Raw genomic sequence first — 16,206 nt, forward strand, 5'->3', positions numbered from 1 at the left:
CCTACCAGGCGCCCGGCTTGTAGTCCTTCAGGAAGACACCGAACAGGTCCTCGCCAGCCTCCCCGCGCACGATCGGGTCGTAGACCCTCGCCGCGCCGTCGACGAGGTCGAGCGGGGCGTGGAAGCCCTCCTCGGCCAGGCGCACCTTGGTCGGGTGCGGGCGCTCATCCGTGATCCAGCCGGTGTCGACCGCGGTCATCAGGATGCCATCCGTCTCCAGCATCTCGCCGGCACTGGTGCGGGTGAGCATGTTGAGCGCGGCCTTGGCCATATTGGTGTGCGGATGCCCTGGACCCTTGTAACGCCGGGAGAACTGGCCCTCCATCGCGGAGACGTTCACCACGTACTTGCGCCTGGCCGAGGCGGCAGCCATCGCCGGCCGCAGCCGGCTGATCAGCAGGAACGGCGCAGTGGTGTTGGCCAGCTGCACTTCCAGCATCTCCAGCGGTTCAACCTCGTGCACGTGCTGGGTCCAGCTGTTCACGTCGTGGTGGTCGGGGATCAGCCCACCGGCGTCGATGGCGGTTCCCGCAGCCAGCCGCTCCAGCGACGAAGATCCCGCTGCCATGGCGGCCTCGGTCAACTGTTCGGCTGTCTGCGCTGTGCGCGCGAGCAGCGGATGCGATGCCACCGAAGCAGCAATCGCCAGCGGATGCGCGTCGTTGGTATGACCGAAGGTGATCAGTTCCGGCTTCGGGCCGTCGGGCAGCGGCGCCAGCTCGGCGTCGACCAGGGCACTGTAGGCGCCGGGGGAGCGCCGCACCGTCTGGGCGGCATTGTTGATGAGGATGTCGAGCGGCCCCTGTTCGGCAACCGAGTCGGCGAGGCCGATGACCTGGGCCGGGTCGCGCAGGTCGATGCCGACCACCCGCAACCGGTGCAGCCACTCGGCTGAGTCCGGAAGGCCGGAGAACCGGCGCACCGCATCGCGCGGGAACCGCGTGGTGATGGTGGTGTGGGCGCCGTCGCGCAGCAGCCGCAGCGCGATGTACATCCCGATCTTCGCCCGGCCGCCGGTCAGCAGGGCGCGCTTGCCGGCCAGGTCGGTGCGCGCATCCCGCTTGGCATGGCTGAAGGCGGCGCAGTCCGGGCACAGCTGGTGGTAGAACGCGTCGACCCGCGTGTAGTGCTGCTTGCAGATGTAGCAGGCCCGCGACTTCTGCAGCGTGCCGGCGGTGGGGGCATCCGTTCCCGCCTGCAGCGGGATGCCTCGGGTCTCGTCATCAATGCGGTCGGCAGCACCGGTCGCGGTTGCGGCCACGACCGCACGGTCGGCCTCGGCGATCAGCGCACGCTTCTCCAGCCGGCGATTCTGCTTCACCGATTTGAACATGCGCGCAGTGGCCTGGCGCACCGTGATGAAATCGGGGTGCTCCTCGTCGAGGTCGTTCAGCGATGCGAGCACGCGCAGGGTCACGTCGAGGTCGTGCGGGTCGATTCCGCCGTCGAACTGCTGAGGGGAGGATGCTTCGGCGGTCATTAGGCCGATTCTACCGGCTCCTGACCGGCCATAAGCTGGGGGGATGACCGTCACGAAACTCCTGCTCGACTGTGACCCGGGCCTCGATGACGCCCTCGCGCTGGTGCTCGCGCACGGCGACCCGAACCTCGAGCTGGTCGCGGTCACCACCGTCGGCGGCAATGTCGCCCTCGAGAACACCACACGGAACGCCCTGGAGCTTCGCGAGTACCTCGGCTTCACCGGAGTTCCGGTCGCCGCGGGCGCTGCCGGACCGCTGGTTCGGGAAGCTAAGAACGCGGCTGAAGTGCACGGCGCCGGCGGGCTCGGCGACGTCATCCTTCCGAAGGCCGAGCTTCCCCTGGACGGCGCCCACGCCGCCGACCTGATCATCAACACGCTGAAGGATGCGCCGGGCGAGATCCACCTGGTCGCTGTCGGCCCGATGACCAATGTCGCGCTCGCCCTCCGTCAAGAGCCGCGCATTGCCGAGTGGGCGGCGTCTTTCGTCATCATGGGCGGCTCCTACACGCGCGGCAACACCACTCCGGCCGCCGAGTTCAACATCTACGCCGACCCCGAGGCCGCAGCGGAAGTCTTCGCCGCCGACTGGAACACCGTCATGGTCGGCCTCGACCTCACCCTCCAGGCCATGGTCACCGACACCATCAAGCAGCGGATGCTCGAGCTCGGCAAGCTGGGACGCGACCTGGTGGTGCCGCTGGCGACATTCTGGAACGACCCGCAAGACCCGAATTGGGGAGGTCAGGCCGTGCACGACGTCTGCGCCGTGGCGTACGTCAGCCGACCCGACCTGTTCACCACGGTCCCGGCACGGGTCGAGGTGGAAACTGAAGGCAAGTGGACCGCAGGCATGACGGTCACCGACTTCCGCTCAGCCATCCCCAACGCCTCCGTCGCGGTGGAGCTCGACGTCGACGGCTTCTGGGACTACGTGTTGGCGCAATACGCGCGGGTCTCCGTGCGACACGACGGCTGAGTCGCGGGCTCGGTCAGGAGATGGTCACACCGATGCTGTGCAGCCCGGTCGCGCCATCCGGCACCACGTCTGCTTGCCTGGAGACTTGAACTTTTCCGGCCGCATCGACCGCACGCACGCTCAGCCGATGCTCGCCGGGCGTCGCGCGCCAGGCAAACGCCCATTGCCGCCAGGTGTCGATCGAAATCGCCTCGGCGAGCTCGGCATCATTGAACGGTCCGTCATCGATCCGCACCTGCACGCTCGAGATGCCGACGTGGGGTGACCAGGCGACGCCGGCGACCACGACGGTTCCCGCACCGAGGGTTTGGGATTGCCTGGGAACGTCGATCCGGGATGACAGCTTGATGGGCCCGCGCTCGCTCCAGCCGCGCTGGGTCCAGTAGGCGACCTCTCGGGCGAAGCGGGTGACGCGTAGCTCGGTGACCCATTTGGTGGCGGAGACGTAGCCATACAGCCCTGGAACGACCATGCGCACCGGGTAGCCGTGTTCCAGCGGTAGCGGTTCACCGTTCATGCCGACGGCCAGGATGGCGTTCCGATCGTCGGTCAGGGCGGTCAGCGGTGTGCTGGCCGTGAATCCGTCGATGCTTCTCGACAGCACCATGTCGGCGTCGGGACTCGGCCCAGCCCTGGCGAGCAGGTGACGGATCGGGTAGCCGAGCCAGGTTGCGGTGCCGATCAGGTCCCCGCCGACGTAGTTGGAGACGCAGGCCAGCGTGGTGGTGCTCTCCTCCAGCGGGAGCGCTATGAGTTCGTCGAACGACAGCGTGACGTCGTTCTCGACCATCCCGGTGATCCGCAGGTTCCAGTCCTTCGGTTCCACCCGCGGGACCAGCAGGGCCGTGTCGATTCGGTAGAAATTCGCATTGGGGGTGATGAGCGGTACGACGCCAGGGACGTCGAGCGACGCTTCGGCCGGGATCGGCGGTGCAGAGACTGCGGGGGTGGGGAGCGTGAACAGTGAGCGCGCGGCTTCCAGGGTCTGCGTGCCGGCGGAGAGGATCCGGCCGCCGACGGTCGCAAGGATCCCCAGTGCGGTCGTGGTGCCCGCGACGATCAGGAAGCGGCGACGGGAGCCATCCGCCGCGCCCTCGGCCGGCTGTTCCCGAAGCTGCCGCATGAGGAAGCCCAGTGCGATGACCGCGACGGCGGCGGCCACGATCGACGGTAGAACCGTCAGGACACCGGAATTCGCCCTGGTTGCGGCTGCCAGCACCCCGATCAGACCGACCATCACGGCCAGCCACCGCCCCAGCGGAGGCTTCCGTTGTTCTACCAGACCGGCGGCCGCCGCCAGCAGCGCGAGGAGCACTCCCAGAATGAGAAGAAGCGCGATCTTGTCCGCGGTACCGAAAAGAGAGATGGCCAGGTCTTTGACCCATGGTGGGACGAGGTCGATCACGAACGAGCCGACCGCCAACAACGGGCTCGCGCCCGGGATCGCCAGTGCTGCGATGAGTTCTGCTGCGCCTAAACCGCCGCTGACGGCTGCGACACCCGCCAGTGCAGCACGCACCCAGTGATCGTTGCCTGTCATGTTCGCGTCCTCGCGTTGTGGTGGCGTTTTCCAGCATAGAACCCGACTGGCAGTTGAGCGCCGGTCGGATGTGCAACGGTTAAGCGTGCAGATTCCACGCCTCGACCGCGCCCTGGCCGGCGACCCGGATGCCGTCTACAGCGCGTTCGTCGAGTGGTCCACGAACGAAGGTTTCATCCTCTACCCGGCCCAGGAGGAAGCGGTCATCGAGCTGGTCTCCGGCGCCAACGTCATCCTGAGCACGCCCACCGGCACCGGGAAGTCCCTGGTGGCCATCGCCGCGCATTTCGCCGCCCTGGCCGAGGGCAAGAGGTCGTTCTACACAGCACCGATCAAGGCGTTGGTCTCCGAGAAGTTCTTCGCCCTGGTCGAGGTGTTCGGCGCCGAGAACGTCGGCATGGTGACGGGGGATTCCAGCGTCAATGCGGATGCCCCGATCATCTGCTGCACCGCGGAGATCCTGGCCAACCTGGCCCTCAGGCACGGGTCGGAAACCCCGGTCGACCAGGTGGTGATGGACGAGTTCCACTTCTACGCCGACCCGGAGCGCGGCTGGGCGTGGCAGGTGCCACTGCTCACCCTGCCGAAGGTGCAGTTCATCCTGATGTCGGCGACCCTGGGCGACGTGGGCTGGCTGGCCGACGACCTCACCCGCCGCACGGAGCGCGAGACCACGGTCGTGACCGGCGTCGAGCGCCCGGTACCGCTGAGCTTCGAGTACGCGCTGACCCCGGTGCATGAGACCGTCGAAGACCTGCTTGCGACCGGCCAGTCGCCCATCTACATCGTGCACTTCTCGCAGCTGGCCGCCCTCGAGCGTGCGCAGGCGCTCACGAGCATCAACGTCGCCACCCGGGCGCAGCGGGATGAGATCGCGGATGCCATCGGCGACTTCCGCTTCACCACCAACTTCGGACGCACGCTGTCGCGGCTCATCCGCTCGGGCATCGGAGTGCACCACGCCGGAATGCTTCCCAAGTACCGCCGCCTGGTGGAGCAACTCGCCCAGCAGGGACTGCTGCGCGTCATCTGCGGAACCGACACCCTGGGGGTCGGCATCAACGTGCCCATTCGCACTGTGCTGCTCACCGCGCTCACCAAGTTCGACGGAACCCGGATGCGCCAGCTCAGCGCCCGGGAGTTCCACCAGATCGCGGGCCGGGCAGGCCGGGCAGGCTACGACACGGCGGGGACGGTCATCGCCCAGGCTCCGGAACACGAGACCGAGAACGCGAAGGCCGTGGCGAAGGCCGGGGACGACCCGAAGAAGCTGAAGAAGCTGGTGCGCAAGCGGGCGCCGGAGGGCTTCGTCTCCTGGGGTGAACCGAGTTTCACCCGCCTGATGGAGGCGGAACCGGAGCGGCTCACCTCCCACCTGCGGGTGAACCACGCCATGCTGCTGAACATGATCGCCCGCGGTGGCGACGTCTTCACCGCGGTGCGCGCCCTGCTCGAGGACAACCACGAGTCGCGCAAGCAGCAACTCCAGTTGCTGCGGCAGGCACTGGCCATCTACCGCACCCTGCGCACTGCCGGCGTGGTCGAGGAGGTGGATGGCGGCATCCGCCTCACCGTCGACCTCCAGCCCAACTTCGCCTTGAACCAGCCGCTCTCCCCGTTCGCCCTCGCCGTCTTCGACCTGATCAGCCCGGCGGAGGGCGACGAACATGGCCCGGGCTTCTCGCTCGACGTGATCTCCGTCCTGGAAGCGACCCTCGACGACCCGCGCCCGGTGCTCTCCGCCCAGCAGCACATGGCTCGTGGCGAAGCGGTCGCGGCGATGAAGGCGGACGGCATCGAGTACGACCAGCGGATGGAACTGCTCGAGAGCGTCACCCACCCCAAACCACTCGAGGAACTGCTCGACGCTGCTTTCGCCACCTACCGGGCATCCCAGCCCTGGGTCGGCGATTTCGAACTGAGCCCGAAGTCGGTCGTGCGCGACCTGTACGAGCGGGCGATGACGTTCAACGACTTCATCGGCTTCTACAAGCTGAACCGCTCAGAAGGCCTGGTGCTGCGCTACTTCTCGGACGCCTACCGGGCGGCTCGGCAGACCATCCCCGACGAGCTGAAGACCGATGAACTGCGCGACATCATCGAGTGGCTGGGGGAGCTGGTTCGGCAGGTCGACTCCAGCCTGCTCGACGAGTGGGAGCAACTGGTCAACCCGGCGGACCTGGCTGCGTCACAGCCGGGTCAGACCGTATTGCCACCGCCTCCCCACAAGCTGACCTCCAACCCGCGGGCGTTCATGATCCTGGTGCGCAACGAGCTGTTCCGCCGAGTGCAACTGGCTGCGCTGGAAAAGTACGACGACCTCGGAGAGCTGGATGCCGCATCCGGATTCACCGCGGACGCGTGGGCGGATGCCATGGACGCCTACTACGCGGAACACGACTACCTGGCTACAGACGCGGATGCCCGCAGTTCCAAGATGCTGATCATCGAGCAGGGAGTCGGCGAGTGGACGGTGCGCCAGATCTTCGCCGACCCGGCCGGCGACCACGACTGGGGAATCAGCGCGACGGTGGACCTCGCCGAGTCGAACGCCGAAGGCCAGGCAGTGGTGCGAGTGACGGCCGTCGGAAATTAGCCCAAGAGGGTAGACAATAGCGGGATGGAACGGAATCAGCGGCTGGTGCTCATCATCGCGATCCTGGGCTCGTTCGTCGCCTTCCTCGACGGATCAGTCATCACGGTCGCACTCCCGGCAATCAGCGAAGAGCTGGGCGGTGGGCTCAGCACGCAGCAGTGGGTGGTCGACGCCTACCTGATCACCCTGGGCGCCCTCATCCTGGTGGCCGGGTCACTATCCGACCTGTTCGGCCGCATCGCGATCCTGCGCTGGGGCCTGATCGGCTTCGGCGTCGCATCCGTGCTCTGCGCCATCGCACCGAACGCCGAAATCCTCATCATCGCGCGCGGACTCCAGGGCATCGGCGGTGCCCTGCTGGTCCCCAGTTCGCTCGCCCTGATCATGTCGACGTTCCGTGGCGTCGCCCAAGGCAAGGCGATCGGCCAATGGACTGCCTGGACCAGTGCCGCCTTCATCGTCGGGCCACTGATCGGCGGTCTGTTCGTCGACCTCATGTCGTGGCGCCTGGTGTTCGCTATCAACATCCTCCCCATTGCCGTGACGATCTGGTTGCTCATCATCCTGAAACAGAAGGATGTCCGCCGGGTGGGTGTGCGAGTCGACTTCCTCGGAGCCGTGCTCGCCGTGATCGGCGTCGGTGCACCGGTGTTCGCGCTCATCGAGCAGGGCAACTTCGGCTGGGGCAACCCCATCATCTACATCCCGCTGATCATCGGACTGGTGGCCTTCGCAGCCTTCCTCTGGCGACAGCGTGTTGCCCGCCAGCCGATGATGCCGCTCGAGCTGTTCACGGTGCGCAACTTCGGCATGGGCAACCTGGCCACGGTCGCCATCTATGCAGCCCTGTCGCTCAGCGGCTTCCTGATCACCGTGTTCCTGCAGCAGGTCGGCGGATACGCGGCTACCCTCGCCGGGCTGGCGCTGCTTCCCGAGACGATCATCCTCATGCTGCTCTCGTCGCGTTTCGGCGCCCTGGCAGCCAAGCACGGCCCGCGACTGTTCATGACGATCGGTCCGATCGTCGCCGGCATTGGAACCCTGTTGATGCTCACGGTGACTTCCGAAGTCAACTACTGGACGCAGCTCCTTCCCGGGGTGCTGATCTTCGGCCTCGGGCTCGCCATCACGGTGGCGCCGCTCACCTCCGCGATCCTCGGGGCGATCGACGACAAGCAGGCCGGCATCGGCTCAGCCATCAACAACGCGGTCGCACGAGTTGCGGGCCTGGTTGCGATCGCCGCCCTCGGCATCATCGTCGGCTACGAACTGGACCTGGCCGGTTTACACCGCGGGCTGATTGCGACCGCTGCGCTGCTCATCCTGGGTGGTCTGATCTCGTGGGCCGGCATCCGCAACCTGCAGCCGGAAACTGAGCCGTCAGGCGAGAAGGCTGTCGCCTGACACCACGAGCAGCGCGACGTTCACCAGCGCGGCAAGGATGATCAGGCGGAACAGCAGGCGGGTCGGCGGTCGTCGGCTCAGCAGTATCGCGCACACCACTGCGATGGCGGCGGTCAGCCCGAGACCGACCCAGGCAAACCAGCGGGCGTCGTCGCTCCACCCCACTACGGCCAAGACGGAGGCACCGACCAACGCCACAGCGATCACGATCCCGGATGCCGCACGCCCCAGGCGATGGGGCAGGCCACGGATGCGGGTGCGCCGATCGTCGTCGAAATCGGGCAACACATTGGCGAAGTGAGCAGCAGCGCCCAGCAGGGCACCCATGCCCATCGCCCACCACGCAGCCGGCGCGGCTTCCTCACGCGACAGCGTCACGATAGTGGGCAGCAGGCCGAAGCTCACCAGGTACGGCAAGACGGAATATGGGGTGGCCTTCAGGCCGAGGTTGTAGCCCCAGGCGGATGCGAGGAAGGCCACGTTAGCGATGGTCGCCGACGGACCGAGCACGATCGAAACGGCAACCGATGCCATCGCCGTGCCGACAGCCCAGGCTCGTACGGTCTCCACCCGGACCAGGCCGAGCGGAATCGGCTTGTCACGCCGCCCACTGGTGCGGTCGCGCTCTGCATCCAGCCAGTCATTCGACAGCCCTATCGACGCCTGGTTGGTGAGGATGACAACTGCGAGAATGACGAGTCGAAGCAGCGACAGGTCGGCCGCTACGCCGATGAGGAGCGCAACGATCGTGACGCTGACAGTCGGACCGGGGTGGGTGGCCCTGGCCAGCGCAATGGCTGTCGACATGTGCACATAGTAGGCCCCCGCGACGTTCACGGACTGAGTCGGTCTTCACCCGGCACGTCGCACATGCGCGTTCAGCTTGGCTCGGTAACGTGGGCGCCATGGGAATCGAGCCGACACCGAGCAACCTGGCGGAGATCCTGCCCGGCCGGTGGCGAATCCGCGCCTCCAACCTCCTCCACTGGCTGAGTGGTGAACGCCTGAACCCGGTCGTGGAGTTGAGCCTGAGCTCGACCCGGCCGCTGGCCCTGGGGGAGCAGGTGGAGTTTGCGACCAGCGAGGGCAAGGATCGCGTCGTGCGTTCGCGCTCCGTCTGGAGTGGAGACAGTTTTGTGACGCGCACGGTGGCACTCCGGCGCCCGAACGCCCGTCGCTGGACGGTGCGCGGTGCCAGTGACGACGGAAACGTGATCGTGGTCAAGCACGGCACGGGACGATCGCCTGCTGAAGGTATCGACGTGCTCGTGCGCGAGGGATCGGATACCACCGAGGTGCGCGCACTGGTCGCGCGCGAAGCCGAGACCTTCCAACTGACCCTCGAGGACTTCGCCAGCCTCAACTGGTTCCCGGTGCCGGCGGGCCATCAGCCCTAACCGTCTGAACTGCCGGTGATCTCCTCGCGCACCCGGCGGATGTCTTCCATCAGTGACCCGATCAGGATCCAGTGTTCCGGGTGGGGGACAGCAATGACAAGCGGTGCGGTCAGCGCCGGAACCTCGTCCCCGGAGGGGTCCGTACCGTCATCCACGGTTCGCCGGTCAGCCAGTAGCCGAAGGTCGTGCGCCGCTCGCGAGAGCTCCTGGGCGATCGAGCGCACCATAGGCTCGTTCGGAAGGTCTTCGTCGTAACGGTCGTGCACGGCGCGGGCGAGTCCCAGAACCCTGGTCACCAGGATCGCCAGCTTGCCCATCAGGACTCGGTCCCGTTCTATCGACTGGCGGTGCGCCCCCTTGCGCGGATTCAGCAGCAGGCTTTCCTCTGCGCTGGTGATGGCGGCCTGCGCCTGGCGTTGCAATGGACGCAGTGCGCGAGCGTTCTCCAGCATCGTTGCCAACTCTGCGGCCGTTTGGGGCTTCTTCAAGGTGTTGGACAGCGCATCCAGCGTCGCCGCTATCAACGTGGCGAGCCGCACGACCGCGTGATGTGCGGGTGCGCTGAGCACCGGCGGCACGATGAGCATGTTGATGAGCAGGCCGACGATGCAACCGATCAGCGTCTCCACGACCCGCTCGATCGCGTACTCGGAGTTCTGGGCACCACCGATTGCGAGCACCAGCATGGCACTGATCGGAATCTGGTTGGCCGAGCCCGGGGTCAGGCGAAGCGCCCAGGCGAGCAACAGTGAGACGACGACAATGGTGAGGACAATCCAGGTGGATTGGCCGAACACCATCCCGGCACCGTAGGCCAGTATCACTCCGAGGATGACGCCCAGGCTTCGCTCGACACCCTTGGCCAGCGACTGGTTGACGCTCGGCTGCACCACGAGGAGGGCTGCGATGGCCGCGAAGATCGGCAGTGGCTGGGCGAGCAGCATGTTGGAGAGGAGCCAGGCGGCGACCACAGCGACTGAGGTCTTGAAAACCTGGAGCAGCGGACTACGGGAGGTCCCGCGCACATTGCTGAGCACTCGCATCCGCCCACAGTAGTCGGCAAGCGGGGCGTCCCGCGGGGTCAGCCGGTTCTGGCTGGTCAGTCGAGACTGAGCGTCGGCAGCTGGATGTCGGTCGACGGATCGGTCACGTCACTCGTGTCGAGCTGTTCAGGTACGGCAACCGGCTCCTCGTAGCCGGCGACCGGCGCATCGCCCGGACCGGCCGTTGCTGTCGAAGCGGAGCCGAGTGCCATGCTCATTGCCAGCGCGCCGCCGACGACGATCATCGAGAACGCGGCACCAAGCACCCCGTGAATAGCACGAAGACGTGATGCGCGCCGAAGCTTGCGCAGGTCGAGGGCGATACTCACCAGCACCAGGATGGCGACCGCCACGACGGCAGCCAGCAGCCACGCGGCAGGTGTCGCGTCGGGCGCAGCGGGAACTGCGAGAGCGGGTAGCGCAAGCATCGGGGGTGCTTTCGGTGGGGTAAGCGTGTTCTCGGGTGGGTCACAGTGCGGGTCACATGCTTGTCCGCAGTTTGGGGGACCTGTGGGCAGCAGATCAACGGTACCAGTGGAGAATCGGGGCGGTCAAGCAGGCGCGCGGAGTTCCAAACCGATGAAGTTCGCGTATTCCTGCGCCGCAGCCTGCACGGAAGCGGATTCCCTGGCGGTCAGTGGTTCGAATGGACGGAATTCGGCGGTGACCGCCTTCGCAGTCGTCGTCCGTCTCCAGGTGCCGGCCACGGCCCCGTCGATCACCATGGTTGACAGGAACATTCCGTTCTTGCCGGGAAAGACCAGCGGCGAGTGCTCTTCGGCCAGGGCGGCGCTCCGGTCCGTGTAGCCGAGCAGGTACTCATCGAATCCGGGCAGCAATCGGGCAGCGGATGCTGGCGGCTTCTCCGGTAGGTCGGGGGAGAGGTAGTAGTCCACACCATCCAGTTCCAGGTGTCGCAGCTGGGTGCTGGCCGTTGCCAGGCCTTTCCGCGCCTGGGTCAAGGTCAGGGACGACCACCAGGCGAAATCTCGATCGGTGGCCGGTCCGTGGCTGAGGAAGTAGCGCAGCGCGAGCTCGCCCAGGGCCTCATCGTGATCGAGCCGGCGAGGCTCGGTCACCCACTCGTCGAGCAGAACGAACGTCTGGGTCTTTCCGCTCGGCGGACCCAGGCACAAGAGGCCGGTCTGGCACAGGTACCAGAGGGCGTGGTAGCGCGCCTGACCTTCCGTGGACACACCGGCACCCGCCAGGAGGTCGTAGAGCTCATCCCTGGTGAGAATCCGGCCCCCGGTCAGCGACCCACGTGCAGCATCGGTGGCCCGGTCGAGTACAGCAGCGGTCAACCCCTCGTTGCTGAAGTTGGTGGCCGACCGCTTGATCATCCGCTCCCTGGTGAGCGACAGCATCCAGTGCAGGTCTTCGGCCGCCACGAAGTGGAGCGTTCCCCGCAGCGGCCAGGAGCGCACCACGCTGCGGTCGGCCAGGGCAGCCTCGACGATCGCGTCAGTCGACCCGGGCAGCCGTAGCCCGATCGACCACTTCGCCCCGAGGAAGTCCTGCGCCTGCACGGCCGTCATCCAGCGGACGACGTCAACCGCGGAGCCCAGGTCGGAGCGGGTGGGCCACACCAGCTGGCTGTGCAAGCGCATCCGTCCCAGCAGGCGCCGGGCGGACTTCGTCATCCCTGCCTGCGCTTCGACACCGTCGCGAGCTCCGTGCGATCCTTCGCGCCCGCCGCGTACTGGATGGCGCCGCACGCCCGCACCAACGCCAGGTGGGTGAGGGCCTGAGGCGTGTTGCCCACGTGGCGTTCCTGCTCGGTGTCGTACTCCTCCGAGAAGAGTCCGACATCGTTTCCGAACCCGACGAGCCGGTCCATCAGCGTCTGCGCATCCTGAAGCCGACCGCTCAATGCGTACTGCTCCACCAGCCAGAAGGAGCAGGCGAGGAACGGATGCTCGCCGGGCGGCAGCCCGTCGACACCCAACTCGGTGCGGTAGCGCATCAGCAGACCATTGTGCAGCAACTCTTCCTCGATCGCGGCAACCGTTCCGAGCATCCGCGGGTCATTGTGTTCCAGGTAGCCGATCTGTGCCAGGTGCAGCAGGGCCGCGTCGACACCGGTGCTCCCGTAGTACTGCGTATAGGTTCCGCGTTCGCTGTCGAACCCCTTCTCCTCGATCTCGTCGCGTACCTGGTCGCGCAGCTTTTCCCAGTGGTCGGCCGGCCCATCGAGCCCGTAATCGCGCACCCCTCGAATCGCGCAGTCGAATGCGGCCCAGATCATCGCCCGGGAGTGGGTGAAATGGCGCAGCGGCCCGCGAATCTCCCACAGGCTGTGGTCGGCGCGCTGCCAGTTCTCCTCGACGTAACTCATGATCGCCCGCTGGAGCGGCCAGGAGAATCGGCCCTCCTCCACCCCGACCTCGCGCGCCTTCTGCAGGGCGATCATGGTCGAGCCGAAGACGTCGCCCTGGTATTGGGTGAATGCTCCGTTGCCCTTGCGCACCGGCGCAGCGCCCCCGTATCCCGGCAGGCTGTCGATGGTGACTTCGAGGAGTTCGCGTTCGCCGCCCAGGCCGTACATGATCTGGATGTCGGCCGGGTCGCCGGCGATGGCCCGCAGCAGCCAGCCCCGCCAGGTTTCGATCTCCCCGGTGAACCCGCGGCTGAGCAGCACCTCCATGGTGGCGGATGCATCGCGAAGCCAGACGAAGCGGTAGTCCCAATTGCGCACCCCACCCCAATGCTCCGGGAGGCTCGTGGTCGCCGCGGCTGCGATCCCGCCGGTGTCCTCGTGCGTGAGCGCGCGCAGCACCAGGAGTGACCGCTGGACCAACGTCCCGTAAGTGCCGCTGCAATCGGTCTGTGAGGCCCAGTCCTCCCACCACTTCCTGGTGTTGCGGATGCCGGCATCGACATCCGGGGGCTCCGGCACTGCGCGGTGGGAGGGGTACCAGGTCATCGTGAGGTCCATCACTTCACCCTCTGAGACAGTGAAGTCGCTCACGTGGGACTGACCATGGGCGGTCAGGTGCTGGCCGCGCACTACCGCGGCGTCGGGACCGGCGGCAGCGATGATCGCGTGGCGACCGGCAGCCGGTACCTGCCTGATCCACGGCAGCGCATCCGCATAGCCGAAGCGGATGCGCAGTTCTTGGTGCATGTCGACAGTGCCGCTCACCCCGCGCACGCGCCGTACGACGTTGGCCCGTCGATCCCCGATCGGCATGAAATCGGTCACCTCGACTTCGCCAGTCGGGGTCACCCACCTGGTGAGCAGAATGAAGGTGTTGCCGTCATAGCGCCTAGAGGTCTCGGTCACCTCCTCGGCCGGAGCGAGCAGCCAGCGGCCGTGGTCTTCGGTGCCCAGGAGGGCGCCGAACATGGAGGCCGAGTCGAACCGGGGGAAGCAGAGCCAGTCGATGCTCCCGTCGTTTCCGACGAGGGCACCGGTGTGGCAGTCGCCGATCAATGCATAATCTTCGATGTTCAACGCCATCGCTCCATCCTTCCACCTAGTGTGTTGTGAATGACGGAACCAATCGGAGCACTGGTCATATTGGGTGCCGGGGGAGACCTCAGCCAGAGATTGCTGCTTCCCGGGGTCGGTCAATTGCTGGCGAGCGGCCGCGGCCACTCCTTCCAGCTCATCGGCGTCGGACAGGACCCGATGACGGATGAGCAGTGGCGCTCCCGAGTGGCGGGCTCCTTCGCGGCCGGCGGCGCAGAGGGCGCTCGGGTTGACAAGGTCCTGCAAGGGTCGGTCTACCTGCAGGCGGATGTGACGGATTCCGGCGAGCTGGAACGCATCCTGGCTGCCTGCACGGGCATTCCTGCGCTCTACTTCGCCCTTCCGCCCACCGTCACCATTGCCGCATGTGCCGCCCTGGAGAAGGCGGACCTCCCCGAGGGCATTGTGCTGGCGTTGGAGAAACCGTTCGGATCCGACCTGCCCAGCGCCGAGTCACTCAACCGGCAGCTGCTGCGGCTGGTCCCCGAGAACCAGGTGCACCGGGTTGACCATTTCCTCGGCAAGTCGACGGTGCTCAACCTACTGGGCCTGCGCTTCGCGAACCGCATCTTCGAACAGGTGTGGAATCGCGACAACATCGAGCGGATCGAGATCATCTTCGACGAACAGCTCGCACTGGAGGGCCGCGCGGGTTACTACGACGGCGCCGGCGCACTCGTCGACATGATCCAGAGCCACCTGCTGCTGGTGATGGCGCTGGTGACGATGGAGCCGCCGTCGAGTGTTAATGCCGACGACCTGCGCGGGGCGATGGCGCAGGTCTTGCGAGCGACCGAAGTCCGCGACCCCGCTGTGCACAGCCGCCGGGCACAGTACACCGCAGGCAAGCTGGGCGACCGGGCCATCCCCGCGTATGTCGACGAGCCGGGCATCCGGCAGGGCAGCACCACCGAGACCCTCGCCGAACTCACCGTCGAGGTCGAGAACTGGCGGTGGGCGGGGGTGCCCATCCTGTTGCGGTCAGGAAAGGCATTGTCCGACCTGAAGAAGGAAGTTGTCGTGAAATTCCGCGACGTTCCGCACCTCCCCAGTGGCCTGTCCGGGCGAGAAGGCCCGGTGGAGCTTCGCATCTCCCTGAGCCCTGACGAGATTGCCCTCGATGTCATGATGAATGGCGCCGGCGACCCGTTCGTGCTCGACCGATCCACACTGACGGCGACGTTCGGCGCCGGAACGCTTGGACCGTACGCCGAAGTGCTCCACGGCATCCTGAGCGCCGACCCGACCCTGTCGGTTCGGGCGGATGCCGTCGAGCAGTGCTGGCGAATCGTCGCCCCGGCCCTGGCCGCGTGGAGTGACAACGCAGTGCCCCTTGACCACTATGCGGCGGGAACGACCGGCCCAGCAGAGTGGGCCCAGTAACCGGCCCTGCCGGCGACTTGGCTAGTCTTCCGGATCCGCCGGATCGACCGGAGCGTGATGATCGCGCCCGGCTTCGCCGCGCTTCCAGTAGCCATCCACTTTCACCTGGGCGGTCGGGAGGCCGAGTTCCCGGCGAAGGTAGCGGCGAATCGGGATGAGCGAGGCTGCCTCTCCTGCCGCCCAGACGTAGGTGTCGTCCGAGATTGGCCCGTACGCGCGGAAGGCCCTCTCGAGAGCATCCGGATGCTTGTCGATCCAGACCACGCGGGCGCGGTTGACGTGTGCCGGCTCCAGGTAGGCGGCGTCCGACTCGTTGGAGACGGTGGCGAACGCCACGATCTCAACCTCCTCCGGCAGGGCCTCGATCCACCTGGCCAGCGCGGGCAGCGCGGTTTCATCGGCGGCCAGGATCACCTGGGAGATCCCGGATGGCGGCATGCGGGAACCGCGAGGTCCGGCGATGACGATCGGGTCTCCGACGGCGGCCGCAGCGGCCCAGGCGGATGCGGGACCCTCACCGTGCAGGAAGAAGTCGAAGTCGACTTCGGGGGTATCCCCGTCCCTGAACTCGCGAGGCGTGAAGTCCCGCACTGTGACGGTTCCCGTCTCCGGCCGCTGCATCCGCCCCTCCACCAATTGTGGTGCGGTGATGGTTCCGGTCGCCGGGTCGGGGAAGAAAAGCTTGCTGTGGTCAGTCGGCCCAGCCGTAACGAATCCGGTCAGCTCGTCGCCGCTGAGGGTGATCCTCAGGTAACCGGGGCTCAGTTCGCGGACGGCGGTGACCTGTAGGTTGCGCACCGCAGGTTCGTGGCGCAGCATGGTGCCGGGTTCGATCAATGGGGGTCTCCTGGAAGTCATGCGGACAAGGCCGCTCACCAACCACGCTAGCCGATTGCAGCATCGCTTGCT

13 protein-coding genes are annotated in these 16,206 nt (G+C 66.7%); 5 read left to right on the plus strand and 8 right to left on the minus strand.

Going from position 1 to position 16,206, the window contains the following annotated elements:
• Position 1: 1 nt before the first annotated feature.
• Positions 2-1,480, minus strand: coding sequence for an SDR family NAD(P)-dependent oxidoreductase (locus ACX3PH_RS07445; protein ID WP_459090976.1), 1,479 nt, complete (start codon positions 1,478-1,480; stop codon positions 2-4).
• A gap of 43 nt (positions 1,481-1,523) precedes the next feature.
• Between ACX3PH_RS07445 and ACX3PH_RS07450 the strand changes: the two genes are divergently transcribed.
• A complete protein-coding gene (locus ACX3PH_RS07450) occupies positions 1,524-2,459 on the plus strand; it encodes a nucleoside hydrolase (RefSeq protein WP_459090978.1) in 936 nt (311 codons plus the stop codon).
• 13 nt (positions 2,460-2,472) lie between these two features.
• Here the strand turns inward: ACX3PH_RS07450 and ACX3PH_RS07455 are convergent, their stop codons facing one another.
• Positions 2,473-3,999, minus strand: a complete 1,527-nt coding sequence (locus ACX3PH_RS07455) for a molybdopterin-dependent oxidoreductase (RefSeq protein ID WP_459090980.1) — start codon at positions 3,997-3,999, stop codon at positions 2,473-2,475.
• Between the two features lie 85 nt (positions 4,000-4,084).
• On the opposite strand from ACX3PH_RS07455, the gene ACX3PH_RS07460 reads away from it, so the two are divergent.
• The gene (locus ACX3PH_RS07460) at positions 4,085-6,595 is read left to right on the plus strand and encodes a DEAD/DEAH box helicase (protein ID WP_459090982.1); all 2,511 of its coding nucleotides are present in this window, start codon (positions 4,085-4,087) and stop codon (positions 6,593-6,595) included.
• A gap of 24 nt (positions 6,596-6,619) precedes the next feature.
• Positions 6,620-7,999 carry a DHA2 family efflux MFS transporter permease subunit gene (locus ACX3PH_RS07465; RefSeq protein WP_459090984.1) on the plus strand — a complete coding sequence of 460 codons (1,380 nt, stop codon included), beginning with the start codon at positions 6,620-6,622 and terminating at the stop codon, positions 7,997-7,999.
• On the opposite strand, the gene ACX3PH_RS07470 is transcribed toward ACX3PH_RS07465, so the two are convergent.
• Positions 7,976-8,806, minus strand: a complete 831-nt coding sequence (locus ACX3PH_RS07470; protein ID WP_459090986.1) for a UbiA family prenyltransferase — start codon at positions 8,804-8,806, stop codon at positions 7,976-7,978. The genes ACX3PH_RS07465 and ACX3PH_RS07470 overlap by 24 nt on opposite strands.
• Positions 8,807-8,904: 98 nt before the next feature.
• Here ACX3PH_RS07470 and ACX3PH_RS07475 point away from each other — a divergent pair, with 98 nt between their 5' ends.
• The gene (locus ACX3PH_RS07475; protein ID WP_459090988.1) at positions 8,905-9,396 is read left to right on the plus strand and encodes a hypothetical protein; all 492 of its coding nucleotides are present in this window, start codon (positions 8,905-8,907) and stop codon (positions 9,394-9,396) included.
• Here the strand turns inward: ACX3PH_RS07475 and ACX3PH_RS07480 are convergent.
• The 4 genes from ACX3PH_RS07480 to ACX3PH_RS07495 form a co-directional block, all read right to left on the minus strand.
• Positions 9,393-10,439, minus strand: a complete 1,047-nt coding sequence (locus tag ACX3PH_RS07480; RefSeq protein WP_459090990.1) for an FUSC family protein — start codon at positions 10,437-10,439, stop codon at positions 9,393-9,395. The two genes, ACX3PH_RS07475 and ACX3PH_RS07480, sit on opposite strands and share 4 nt — an antisense overlap.
• 56 nt (positions 10,440-10,495) lie before the next feature.
• Entirely contained in the window at positions 10,496-10,867 is a 372-nt protein-coding gene (locus tag ACX3PH_RS07485; RefSeq protein WP_459090992.1) for a hypothetical protein, read from the minus strand.
• A 123-nt stretch (positions 10,868-10,990) separates the two neighbouring features.
• The gene (locus ACX3PH_RS07490) at positions 10,991-12,082 is read right to left on the minus strand and encodes a winged helix DNA-binding domain-containing protein (protein ID WP_459090994.1); all 1,092 of its coding nucleotides are present in this window, start codon (positions 12,080-12,082) and stop codon (positions 10,991-10,993) included.
• The gene (locus tag ACX3PH_RS07495) at positions 12,079-14,040 is read right to left on the minus strand and encodes a glycoside hydrolase family 15 protein (RefSeq protein ID WP_459090996.1); all 1,962 of its coding nucleotides are present in this window, start codon (positions 14,038-14,040) and stop codon (positions 12,079-12,081) included. The genes ACX3PH_RS07490 and ACX3PH_RS07495 overlap by 4 nt, the downstream gene beginning before the upstream one ends.
• Here ACX3PH_RS07495 and ACX3PH_RS07500 point away from each other — a divergent pair.
• Positions 13,933-15,297, plus strand: a complete 1,365-nt coding sequence (locus tag ACX3PH_RS07500; RefSeq protein ID WP_459090998.1) for a glucose-6-phosphate dehydrogenase — start codon at positions 13,933-13,935, stop codon at positions 15,295-15,297. The two genes, ACX3PH_RS07495 and ACX3PH_RS07500, sit on opposite strands and share 108 nt — an antisense overlap.
• A 21-nt stretch (positions 15,298-15,318) precedes the next feature.
• Here ACX3PH_RS07500 and ACX3PH_RS07505 read toward each other — a convergent pair whose 3' ends face one another.
• On the minus strand, positions 15,319-16,134 hold the full coding sequence (locus tag ACX3PH_RS07505; RefSeq protein WP_459091000.1) for a siderophore-interacting protein: 816 nt from the start codon (positions 16,132-16,134) through the stop codon (positions 15,319-15,321).
• Positions 16,135-16,206: the final 72 nt, after the last annotated feature.

It is taken from the genome of Homoserinimonas sp. A520 (assembly GCF_054489245.1).

Coding starts and splice junctions, on each gene's coding strand:
- ACX3PH_RS07490 (WP_459090994.1), bottom strand. CDS start 12,082: ATGACGAAGTCCGCCCGGCGCCTGCTGGGACGGATGCGCTTGCACAGC.
- ACX3PH_RS07470 (WP_459090986.1), bottom strand. CDS start 8,806: ATGTCGACAGCCATTGCGCTGGCCAGGGCCACCCACCCCGGTCCGACT.
- ACX3PH_RS07480 (WP_459090990.1), bottom strand. CDS start 10,439: ATGCGAGTGCTCAGCAATGTGCGCGGGACCTCCCGTAGTCCGCTGCTC.
- ACX3PH_RS07455 (WP_459090980.1), bottom strand. CDS start 3,999: ATGACAGGCAACGATCACTGGGTGCGTGCTGCACTGGCGGGTGTCGCA.
- ACX3PH_RS07465 (WP_459090984.1), top strand. CDS start 6,620: ATGGAACGGAATCAGCGGCTGGTGCTCATCATCGCGATCCTGGGCTCG.
- ACX3PH_RS07485 (WP_459090992.1), bottom strand. CDS start 10,867: ATGCTTGCGCTACCCGCTCTCGCAGTTCCCGCTGCGCCCGACGCGACA.
- ACX3PH_RS07500 (WP_459090998.1), top strand. CDS start 13,933: ATGACGGAACCAATCGGAGCACTGGTCATATTGGGTGCCGGGGGAGAC.
- ACX3PH_RS07475 (WP_459090988.1), top strand. CDS start 8,905: ATGGGAATCGAGCCGACACCGAGCAACCTGGCGGAGATCCTGCCCGGC.
- ACX3PH_RS07445 (WP_459090976.1), bottom strand. CDS start 1,480: ATGACCGCCGAAGCATCCTCCCCTCAGCAGTTCGACGGCGGAATCGAC.
- ACX3PH_RS07450 (WP_459090978.1), top strand. CDS start 1,524: ATGACCGTCACGAAACTCCTGCTCGACTGTGACCCGGGCCTCGATGAC.